Annotated in this window: 11 protein-coding genes; 9 read left to right on the top strand and 2 right to left on the bottom strand. The window is 51.8% G+C overall.

The window, feature by feature from the left end; translation table 11 throughout:
- The 3 genes from D9742_RS23345 to tnpA form a co-directional block, all read left to right on the top strand.
- A partial coding sequence (locus D9742_RS23345; RefSeq protein WP_240780498.1) for an RHS repeat-associated core domain-containing protein occupies nucleotides 1-778 on the top strand: 778 nt, incomplete at its 5' end.
- A 40-nt stretch (nucleotides 779-818) separates the two neighbouring features.
- Complete coding sequence (locus tag D9742_RS06415; protein ID WP_130236361.1) at nucleotides 819-1,055, top strand: hypothetical protein; 237 nt, start codon at nucleotides 819-821, stop codon at nucleotides 1,053-1,055.
- 158 nt (nucleotides 1,056-1,213) lie between these two features.
- Complete coding sequence (gene tnpA / locus D9742_RS06410; protein ID WP_130236360.1) at nucleotides 1,214-1,648, top strand: IS200/IS605 family transposase; 435 nt, start codon at nucleotides 1,214-1,216, stop codon at nucleotides 1,646-1,648.
- Nucleotides 1,649-1,727: 79 nt separating this feature from the next.
- Here tnpA and D9742_RS06405 read toward each other — a convergent pair whose 3' ends face one another.
- Nucleotides 1,728-2,021 (bottom strand): SymE family type I addiction module toxin, encoded by a 294-nt coding sequence (locus D9742_RS06405; protein WP_130236359.1) that lies wholly within the window; start codon nucleotides 2,019-2,021, stop codon nucleotides 1,728-1,730.
- 131 nt (nucleotides 2,022-2,152) lie between these two features.
- Here D9742_RS06405 and D9742_RS06400 point away from each other — a divergent pair, with 131 nt between their 5' ends.
- Both D9742_RS06400 and phrB read left to right on the top strand, forming a co-directional pair.
- Nucleotides 2,153-2,662, top strand: a complete 510-nt coding sequence (locus D9742_RS06400) for a YbgA family protein (protein ID WP_130236358.1) — start codon at nucleotides 2,153-2,155, stop codon at nucleotides 2,660-2,662.
- Complete coding sequence (gene phrB / locus D9742_RS06395) at nucleotides 2,659-4,077, top strand: deoxyribodipyrimidine photo-lyase (protein WP_130236357.1); 1,419 nt, start codon at nucleotides 2,659-2,661, stop codon at nucleotides 4,075-4,077. The genes D9742_RS06400 and phrB overlap by 4 nt, the downstream gene beginning before the upstream one ends.
- 147 nt (nucleotides 4,078-4,224) lie before the next feature.
- Here phrB and dtpD read toward each other — a convergent pair whose 3' ends face one another.
- Entirely contained in the window at nucleotides 4,225-5,706 is a 1,482-nt protein-coding gene (gene dtpD / locus D9742_RS06390; RefSeq protein WP_130236356.1) for a dipeptide permease DtpD, read from the bottom strand.
- A gap of 270 nt (nucleotides 5,707-5,976) precedes the next feature.
- On the opposite strand from dtpD, the gene ybgI reads away from it, so the two are divergent.
- Genes ybgI through pxpA form a run of 4 tightly spaced genes read left to right on the top strand, consistent with a single transcriptional unit; the run spans nucleotide 5,977 to nucleotide 9,049 of the window.
- The gene (ybgI, locus tag D9742_RS06385) at nucleotides 5,977-6,720 is read left to right on the top strand and encodes a radiation resistance protein YbgI (protein WP_064529092.1); all 744 of its coding nucleotides are present in this window, start codon (nucleotides 5,977-5,979) and stop codon (nucleotides 6,718-6,720) included.
- Between the two features lie 22 nt (nucleotides 6,721-6,742).
- Nucleotides 6,743-7,399: a 5-oxoprolinase subunit PxpB gene (gene pxpB, locus D9742_RS06380; RefSeq protein WP_130236355.1), complete on the top strand. Its 657-nt coding sequence runs from the start codon at nucleotides 6,743-6,745 to the stop codon at nucleotides 7,397-7,399.
- Nucleotides 7,393-8,325, top strand: coding sequence for a 5-oxoprolinase subunit PxpC (gene pxpC, locus D9742_RS06375; protein WP_130210754.1), 933 nt, complete (start codon nucleotides 7,393-7,395; stop codon nucleotides 8,323-8,325). The genes pxpB and pxpC overlap by 7 nt, the downstream gene beginning before the upstream one ends.
- Nucleotides 8,315-9,049 (top strand): 5-oxoprolinase subunit PxpA, encoded by a 735-nt coding sequence (gene pxpA / locus D9742_RS06370; protein ID WP_130236354.1) that lies wholly within the window; start codon nucleotides 8,315-8,317, stop codon nucleotides 9,047-9,049. The genes pxpC and pxpA overlap by 11 nt, the downstream gene beginning before the upstream one ends.
- Nucleotides 9,050-9,068: the final 19 nt, after the last annotated feature.

The raw sequence follows: 9,068 nt of genomic DNA, 5'->3' as shown, positions 1-9,068 counted from the left end.
GACAAAATTTTTATGGGACGGTATGCGGCTGGCGCAGGAGAGCAGGCCGGAGGGAATAAGCAGCCTGTACATCTACAGGGACCCGGGGAGTTATGAACCGCTGGCGCGGGTGGATAAGGCGGGGAAAGAGGGACCGAACCGGATACTGTATTTTCACACGGATGTGAACGGCGCGCCGGAAGAGATGACGGACAGTGACGGGAAAATCGTGTGGGAGACGGGGTATCAGGTCTGGGGTAACGCGATACAGGAGAAGGACCACGGCAGGGTGGAACAGAACCTGCGTTACCAGGGACAGTACCTCGACAGGGAAACGGGGCTGCACTACAATCTGCACAGGTACTATGATCCGGATGTCGGGCGGTTCATGGTAACGGACCCGATAGGGCTGGCGGGGGGAATAAACTTCTACCAGTATGGGCCTAATCCGCTGGGGTGGATAGATCCTCTAGGTTTAACGAGAATCTGTTCTCTAACTAAAAGTAAACATGCTTTACAACGTCATCGAGAAGGTCGCCCTGTTGGGCCAGCAATAAATGATCTTCAAAATGCAAGGCCTTCTGATATTTTAATACAAACGAAAGATAACCGTTGGGTTGTTTTAGGGCCTAAGGAAAGGGTTCATATTATAGAGGGAGATGGTACGGAGATAATAACAACCATGAATAATCCTCGGCGTAATACTAACACAAGAATCAACGATGGTCGCTGGCGAAAAATGACGCTAGAGGAAGAGGAAGAATTTAAAGAAATATTTTCAGATTACGTGAGGTTTTAATATGTATCTAATTGATCATAAAGATGATTCAGGTGTTTCCATGTTTAAACTTGAATTATCGGAGGGAGAGTTAACATTATATGAGTCTTGTTTGTACTTCGTTTTGGAGCACTGTCCTGAAGAAGAGCTTTACGAGACAATTGGATGTGAAAGTAAACAAGAGTTAGCTAATTTTCAGCAAACACTTTTGCAACTGCTAGTTAAATATGTGGATAAACGGTCATTACCCAAGCGTTTTTTTAAGATAGAATGTTCAGAATATAAAGATTATGAATAAAAGAACCGGGAAGGTTAAAATCTTCCCGGTTCTTTTATTGTTATCCCTAAACCACCTCCTAGGGAGGTGGTGATTGATCCTGTAAGGCTATAGCCTGAAGAATGCCCATGTCGGAATATCTCTGCTTACTCACCACAAGTAAAAGGAGACAAACTGACATGGGGCTTTACAGAAGTTCATCACATGTATATTGGCGTTGCAAATATCACATAGTCTGGACGCCAAAGAACCGTTTTAGGATCCTGAGGGATAAATTGGGCAAGGAGCTGTACAGAACCATCTATATTCTTTGCGGAATAAAAGATTGCGAGGTTCTGGAGTTAAATGTACAGCCAGATCATGTGCATCTTGTCGTAATAGTGCCGCCAAAAATCTCAATATCTACTCTGATGGAGCACCTGAAAGGTCGCAGTGCAATTAGGCTCTACAATCGATTCCCGCATATCAGGAAGAAGTTATGGGGAAACCATTTTTGGTCGCGGGGTTACTTTGTCGATACGGTAGGCGTGAACGAAGAAATTATCAGACGATATGTGAGGCATCAGGAAAAGATGGAACAAACACATGAACAGCAGATGGAGTTGCTAGAGTAGAAAACGGAATATGACATTTGCCCCCCCTTATAGGGGGCATTCTGAAAAGCCACCTCCTCAGGAGGTGGTCTTTTACAACTTAACTCTCGTTCAGCACACTAAACATCCCGTCACGCATCCCCTTGACCGCCTGTTTAACCTGATAAAGTTCCCTGCGCAGTTCCTGTACTTCGTTGTTATCCGCAAGCAGGATCAGGCAGCCTTCCGAAATCTTCACGGTAACGCCCGTTCCGATCTCAAATCCCGCTTCTCTCAGCCATTTGGCGCTGATCTTGATCACCGGTGTGTCACTGCGGTTGGGTAGATAACCCACGGTACAGCGGCGCTGTGTTTTGGAAAAGGTGACTTCTGGCGTAATATCGTGTTCAGCCATGATTAACTACCTCTGTTAGTTGCTTGCGGGGAGCGGGCTTTCGTAATCTTGCCCTGCTACAACAGGATTAACTTCACAAATTTCATTTCCTAACGTCTACACTTACTCCTGTTAATATCCCAGGAGCAGTAATGAATCAGCAACGATTTGATGACAGCACTCTAATCCGTATCTTCGCCTTTCATGAGTTACATCGACTGACAGAACATGGCTTAACGCGCGGGGCGCTTCTCGATTATCACAGCCGCTATAAACTCGTATTTCTGGCACATTCTCAGCCGGAGTACCGCAAACTTGGCCCGTTCGTGGCTGATATTCACCAGTGGCAAAATCTGGATGATTTTTACAACCAGTACCGCCAACGCGTAATTGTTTTGCTTTCTCACCCCGCCAACCGGCGTGACCACACCAACGTTTTGATGCACGTTCAGGGTTATTTTCGCCCGCATATTGATTCCACAGAACGCCAGCAACTGGCGGCGCTTATCGACAGTTATCGCCGTGGCGAGCAACCACTTCTTGCGCCGCTGATGCGTATCAAACACTATATGGCGCTTTATCCTAACGCCTGGCTTTCAGGGCAGCGTTATTTCGAACTTTGGCCGCGTGTGATTAACTTGCGCCATGCAGGAGTTTTATGACCATCCATCTGGTCTGGTTTCGCCAGGATTTACGTTTGCACGATAATCTCGCGCTGGCTGCCGCTTGTCGCAATTCGTCTGCACGCGTGCTGGCGTTGTATATCGCCACACCACGCCAGTGGGCGGCGCATAACATGTCGCCGCGTCAGGCTGAACTTATCATTGCTCAACTGAATGGGCTACGAATAGCGCTGGCGGAAAAAGGTATTTCTTTATTGTTCCGTGAAGTGGATGACTTTGTCGCCAGCGTCGAAATAGTTAAACAGGTGTGCGCGGAAAACCGCGTTACGCATTTGTTTTATAACTATCAGTATGAAGTGAATGAGCGGGCGCGGGATGTGCAGGTTGAGAGAACGCTGCGTAACGTGGTGTGTGAAGGATTCGATGACAGCGTGATCCTGCCGCCTGGCGCGGTGATGACCGGCAATCATGAGATGTACAAAGTCTTTACGCCTTTTAAGAATGCCTGGCTGAAACGGCTGCGGGAAGGGATGCCGGAGTGCGTCGCCGCGCCAAAAGTTCGTAGCAGCGGATCGATAGATCCCGCTCCACCTATTACGCTGAATTATCCTCGTCAGTCTTTCGACACTGCACATTTCCCGGTGGAAGAAAAAGCGGCGATTGCGCAATTACGCCTTTTTTGCCAGAACGGTGCCTGGCAATACGAGCAACAGCGTGATTTCCCGGCGGTAGAAGGCACCAGCCGTTTATCTGCCAGTCTGGCAACGGGTGGGTTATCGCCTCGCCAGTGTTTACATCGCCTGTTGGCGGAACAACCGCAGGCGCTGGAAGGCGGACCGGGTAGCGTCTGGCTTAATGAGCTGATATGGCGCGAGTTCTACCGCCATTTGATGACGTATTATCCTTCGCTGTGTAAACACCGCCCGTTTATTGCCTGGACGGATCGTGTGCAGTGGCAGCGCAATCCCGCCCATTTTAAAGCCTGGCAGGAAGGAAAAACGGGATACCCGATTGTTGATGCAGCTATGCGTCAGCTTAACAGCACTGGCTGGATGCATAATCGCCTGCGGATGATCACAGCCAGCTTTCTGGTGAAAGATTTGTTGATCGACTGGCGCGAAGGCGAGCGATATTTCATGTCGCAGCTGATTGATGGTGATTTGGCAGCCAATAACGGTGGCTGGCAGTGGGCGGCTTCTACGGGGACAGATGCTGCGCCGTATTTCCGTATTTTCAACCCGACAACCCAGGGCGAGAAATTTGACCGCGAGGGCGAGTTTATCCGTCGGTGGTTACCGGAGCTGCGCGATGTACCAGGGAAAGCGGTGCATGAACCGTGGAAGTGGGCAGAGAACGCAGGCGTGAGGCTGGATTATCCACAGCCGATTGTCGATCACAAAGAGGCGAGAGTACAATCGTTGGCAGCGTATGAGGCGGCGCGGAAGGGGAAATAACAGACGCATCAGGCAATCGAGCCCAGATGCCGGATGCGGCGTGAACGCCTTATCCGGCCTACAAAGTTGTGCAAATTCAATATATTGCAGGGCCATCCAAGCCTGATAAGACGCGGCAGCGTCGCATCAGGCATCGGTGTTGGCCTGTTAAGACTCCAGCGCCAGCGCACGGTTTCTGAACTTAAGCGCCTGATAAAGCCAAATCATCAGCACCAGTCCTACACACGCCAGCGCACCCCAGGTGATTTGATCAAACACTTCTATATATGCATTGATGGAGTAATTGAGCGCCCCGGAAGCATCAAACGAAGCTTGCGATGTCTGATCGGCAATGACGCCAGCCAGATAGTTAGCAATCGCACCGGAAAGCAGCATGTAAATGCCGGTTAATACGCCGGTCACGCCGGGGATTTCAATACGCGTAATTTGCGACATAGCAACCGGATCGATAAACAGTTCGGCAAAACCCATCACTGCCAGCCCCAGCACCATCAGCGGCAGGGAAGAGTGGCCATACATTGCAGACCAGCGGGCGCTTAAGCTCAGAATGCAGAACCCGGCGCTCATCAGGCCGAGACCAAGAGCAAATTTTCCCCAGATGCGCACGGTACGATTACCCGCAACGCTCTCTTTTACGACCCAGGCAAGCACCACACCGCACGACATCACAGCAAAAGCATTAATCGACTGGAACATTGCGGTCGGAACGCTATAACCAAAAATATCGCGATTAACGAAGCGGTCGATATAGAGGCTGATAGAGCTGCCGCCCTGTTGTGCGAAGGCCCAGAACAACATGCTGAAGAAGGTGAGGGTCACAATTAGGCCCAGCTCCTTCCGCTGTTTCTGGTTTTCTGCTTTGCGATAAATTTTCGCCAGTACCGCCAGACCAATCACGGTGGCGACAACTAAGGCGTATACCGACCACTCTTTCCAGAACAATACAGTAATCAGCGCAGGCGTTGCGACCAGCAGAACCAGCAGCCATCCCCAGTTTGGCAGGAGAAAATTTTTCGCACGCAACACCGTTTTGTCCACACCACGGGTATGAGCAAAATGACGATTACCACATAAGAAAATGACCAGACCCGCGATCATCCCAACCGCCGCCAGGCCAAAGCCCATCGCCCAACTGTACTCTTCCTGGGCGTAACCACAGGCGATAGGGGCAATAATAGATCCCACGTTACCCGCCGCATACATCAGTGAGAAACCGCCATCACGACGTGGATCGGTCGGTTCATACAGTTCACCAAGCAGGCAACTGACGTTGGATTTAAACAGGCCATAGCCGCAGACAATAATCGCCAGCGACAGATAGAGGAATGTCGGGTGGATTTCGCTGGCGCCCAGCACCACATGCCCGACAGCCATCAACAACGCTCCCAGCATTACCGCCATGCGGTTGCCGAGCACTTTATCCGCCAGAAAACCGCCGAGAATCGGCGTGACATACACCAGCGAACAGTAGGCGCTAAATAACTCGTAAGCGTGGGTGTCGTTGTATTTCAGTTGATTGGTGAGATAGAGAATCAGCAAGGCACGCATGCCGTAAAAGCTAAAATATTCCCAGATTTGCAGCGCGACAACGTAGTAGATAGCGCGCGGCTGTGATGCGTGTTTATTCATAGTAATTCCGCGGTTGGATGCGACACCACGTAATAGTTGCGCGGCGTGCGTGTGTTTCCTTAAAGTTAAAACTTTGATACAGATCTGATTATTTATGCAATATGCTGTCTGGTTGCATAAATATACATGAACTATGCATTTATGAGATAAACAATTTGCGCCTTTTGGCGATGGGTTTGTTTCTTAATATGTCGAAAGATTGGCTATCGACGAACAGGCGAGGTAACGCTATGTTAACGGAGTAGCTATCAGAATATGGAAGGCGCAGTGATGAAAAACACCGAACTGGAACAACTGATTAACGAGAAATTGAACAGCGCGGCGATAAGTGATTACGCGCCGAATGGTTTGCAGGTGGAAGGCAAAGAGACGGTGCAAAAAATTGTTACCGGTGTCACCGCCAGCCAGGCGCTACTCGATGAAGCGGTACGCCTGGGCGCTGATGCGGTCATTGTGCATCATGGTTATTTCTGGAAAGGGGAATCGCCAGTAATTCGCGGTATGAAGCGTAACCGCTTAAAAACATTATTGGCGAATGATATCAACCTGTATGGCTGGCATCTGCCGTTGGACGCGCATCCTGAGCTTGGCAATAACGCGCAACTCGCGGCATTGCTGGGTATTACGGTAATGGGCGAGATCGAACCACTGGTGCCGTGGGGCGAACTGACGATGCCGGTGCCGGGGCTGGAACTGGCCTCATGGATTGAAGCGCGTCTGGGACGGAAGCCGTTGTGGTGTGGCGATACCGGACCTGAGGTGGTGAAACGCGTTGCCTGGTGCACCGGTGGCGGGCAAAGTTTTATCGATAGCGCCGCCCGTTTCGGCGTTGATGCGTTTATAACGGGTGAAGTTTCTGAACAGACCATTCATTCGGCTCGCGAGCAAGGATTGCATTTTTATGCGGCGGGTCATCATGCAACCGAACGCGGCGGTATTCGCGCGTTGAGCGAATGGTTGAATGAAAATACCGATCTTGATGTGACCTTTATTGATATTCCTAATCCTGCATAACGAATAGTCAGAGGGATCGAAAGTGCAACGAGCGCGTTGTTATCTGATAGGTGAAACGGCGGTAGTGCTGGAACTGGAACCGCCGGTGACGCTGAGCAGCCAGAAACGGATCTGGCGACTGGCCCAGCGTCTGGTGGATATGCCGAATGTCGTTGAAGCTATTCCCGGCATGAACAATATCACGGTGATTTTGCGTAACCCTGAATCGCTGGCGCTGGACGCTATAGAGCGTTTGCAACGCTGGTGGGAAGAGAGCGAGGCGCTGGAGCCGGAGTCTCGCTTTATTGAAATTCCGGTGGTTTACGGTGGCGCAGGCGGGCCGGATCTGGCGGTGGTCGCGGCGCATTGTGGGTTGAGTGAAAAACAGGTCGTAGAACTGCACTCCTCCGTGGAGTACGTGGTTTGGTTTTTAGGTTTTCAACCGGGCTTCCCGTATCTCGGGAGCTTGCCGGAACAACTACACACACCACGACGTGCTGAACCGCGCTTGCTCGTTCCGGCAGGTTCTGTCGGAATTGGCGGGCCGCAGACTGGAATTTATCCGGTGGCAACGCCGGGCGGCTGGCAGTTGATAGGCCATACTTCGCTCAGTCTGTTTGACCCGGCGCGTGACGAACCCATCTTATTACGTCCGGGAGACAGCGTGCGCTTTGTACCGCAGAAGGAGGGAGTATGCTGAAGATTATTCGTGCGGGCATGTATACCACTGTGCAGGATGGCGGTCGTCACGGTTTTCGCCAGTCGGGTATCAGCCACTGCGGCGCACTGGATATGCCTGCGTTACGCATTGCTAACCTGCTGGTGGGTAATGATGCCAACGCGCCCGCACTTGAGATCACGCTCGGTCAGTTAACGGTTGAATTTGAAAGCGATGGTTGGTTTGCCCTGACTGGCGCAGGCTGCGAAGCGCGGTTGGATGATAACGCCGTCTGGACCGGCTGGCGCTTGCCGATGAAAGCAGGCCAGCGTTTAATGCTTAAACGTCCACAACATGGTGTACGTAGCTATCTGGCGGTGGCGGGCGGTATTGATGTGCCGCCAGTGATGGGGTCATGCAGCACCGATCTCAAGGTGGGGATTGGCGGGCTGGAAGGGCGTTTACTGAAGGATGGTGACCGACTCCCGATTGGCAAAGCGAAGCGTGATTTTATGGAAGCGCAGGGCGTTAAACAGCTGCTGTGGGGCAACCGCATTCGCGCCTTGCCGGGACCGGAATATCATGAGTTCGATCGCGCCTCGCAGGATGCCTTCTGGCGTTCGCCCTGGCAACTTAGCCCGCAAAGTAACCGGATGGGCTATCGCTTACAGGGGCAAATCTTAAAACGCACCACCGATCGCGAACTGTTATCTCATGGTTTGCTGCCGGGCGTGGTGCAGGTGCCGCATAATGGGCAGCCGATTGTGTTGATGAATGATGCGCAAACTACCGGCGGTTATCCGCGCATTGCCTGCATCATTGAAGCCGACATGTACCATCTGGCGCAAATTCCACTCGGTCAGCCGATTCATTTTGTCCAGTGCTCACTGGAAGAGGCACTGAAAGCGCGGCAAGATCAGCAACGTTATTTCGAACAATTAGCGTGGCGGTTGCACAATGAAAATTGATCTTAACGCCGATCTGGGCGAAGGGAGTTCCAGCGACGCTGAGCTATTAACGCTGGTTTCCTCAGCCAATATTGCCTGTGGATTTCATGCAGGTGATGCGCAAACTATGCTGGCAAGCGTGCGTGAAGCAATAAAAAATGGTGTCGCGATTGGCGCTCACCCAAGTTTTCCCGACAGGGAAAATTTTGGCCGCAGCGCCATGCAGCTGCCGCCAGAAACCGTTTACGCCCAGACGCTGTATCAAATTGGCGCGCTGGCAGCGATTGCCCGGGCGGAAGGTGGCGTAATGCGTCATGTCAAACCGCACGGCATGTTATACAACCAGGCGGCGAAAGACGCACAACTGGCGGACGCCATCGCCAGAGCGGTCTACGCTTGCGATCCAGAATTGGTTCTCGTTGGGCTGGCAGGAAGCGAGCTGATTCGTGCGGGCAAGAGATATGGCCTGGCTACGCGCGAGGAAGTGTTTGCCGATCGCGGATATCAGGCAGACGGCTCGCTGGTGCCGCGAAGCCAGCCAGGCGCGTTGATTGAAAACGAAGAACAGGCGCTGGCGCAAACGCTGGAGATGGTGCAACACGGCAGAGTCGAAAGTATCACCGGTGAATGGGCAACGGTCACGGCGCAAACGGTCTGCTTGCATGGCGACGGCGAGCACGCACTGGCATTCGCCCGTCGGCTACGATCTGCATTTGCCGAAAAAGGGATTGCTGTCGCAGCATAATCCCGCAGAACAAAGAACG

The sequence above is a fragment of the Escherichia sp. E1V33 genome, from assembly GCF_004211955.1.
Taxonomy (GTDB): domain Bacteria; phylum Pseudomonadota; class Gammaproteobacteria; order Enterobacterales; family Enterobacteriaceae; genus Escherichia.
This window is presented reverse-complemented; position numbering and strand designations above follow the sequence as displayed.

What these genes read in the sequence shown, in the direction of transcription:
- D9742_RS06415 (WP_130236361.1), top strand. Translation starts at nt 819, where the DNA reads ATGTTTAAACTTGAATTATCGGAGGGAGAGTTAACATTATATGAGTCT.
- tnpA (WP_130236360.1), top strand. Translation starts at nt 1,214, where the DNA reads ATGGGGCTTTACAGAAGTTCATCACATGTATATTGGCGTTGCAAATAT.
- D9742_RS06405 (WP_130236359.1), bottom strand. Translation starts at nt 2,021, where the DNA reads ATGGCTGAACACGATATTACGCCAGAAGTCACCTTTTCCAAAACACAG.
- D9742_RS06400 (WP_130236358.1), top strand. Translation starts at nt 2,153, where the DNA reads ATGAATCAGCAACGATTTGATGACAGCACTCTAATCCGTATCTTCGCC.
- phrB (WP_130236357.1), top strand. Translation starts at nt 2,659, where the DNA reads ATGACCATCCATCTGGTCTGGTTTCGCCAGGATTTACGTTTGCACGAT.
- dtpD (WP_130236356.1), bottom strand. Translation starts at nt 5,706, where the DNA reads ATGAATAAACACGCATCACAGCCGCGCGCTATCTACTACGTTGTCGCG.
- ybgI (WP_064529092.1), top strand. Translation starts at nt 5,977, where the DNA reads ATGAAAAACACCGAACTGGAACAACTGATTAACGAGAAATTGAACAGC.
- pxpC (WP_130210754.1), top strand. Translation starts at nt 7,393, where the DNA reads ATGCTGAAGATTATTCGTGCGGGCATGTATACCACTGTGCAGGATGGC.
- pxpA (WP_130236354.1), top strand. Translation starts at nt 8,315, where the DNA reads ATGAAAATTGATCTTAACGCCGATCTGGGCGAAGGGAGTTCCAGCGAC.